Source organism: Treponema sp. R8-4-B8 (assembly GCF_054786175.1).
Genome location: NZ_BDHE01000397.1, coordinates 1 through 452, shown reverse-complemented (window position 1 = coordinate 452; position 452 = coordinate 1). Strand labels below are relative to the sequence as shown.

General features: G+C 44.5%; 1 protein-coding gene. It reads left to right on the top strand.

What is annotated here, in order from left to right; genetic code table 11:
* On the top strand, nucleotides 1-452 hold a 452-nt coding region (locus ACYVRA_RS08945), incomplete at both ends, for an ATP-binding protein (RefSeq protein WP_461252362.1).

The window sequence follows — 452 nt, the reverse complement described above, 5'->3', positions numbered from 1 at the left end:
GCGAGTAGCGCAAGTCATCACCAACTTGTTGGGGAACGCCATTAAATTTACTCCCGAGCATGGAGAAATCAGCCTTGCCGCGCGGCTTGCCCAGAAAACAGACAATATCTATACCCTGCAAGTTTCGGTAAGCGACACGGGAATCGGCATAACCCCCGAACAACAGGCAAAACTTTTTAAATCTTTCGAGCAGGCAGAATCCAGCACAACCCGCAAATACGGCGGCACGGGGCTGGGACTGGCAATCTCAAAAAATATTGTTGAAATGATGGGTGGCAAGATTTGGATTGAATCAGAACCGGAAAAAGGCTCTACTTTTTACTTTACCATTCAACTGAGGCGCAGTACTAATGAAAAACACAGGCTTTTGTCATCCGATATAAATTCTAAAAATGTGCGTATCCTTGCGGTTGACGATGACAAGGACGTATTGGTTTATTTTAATGAAATAT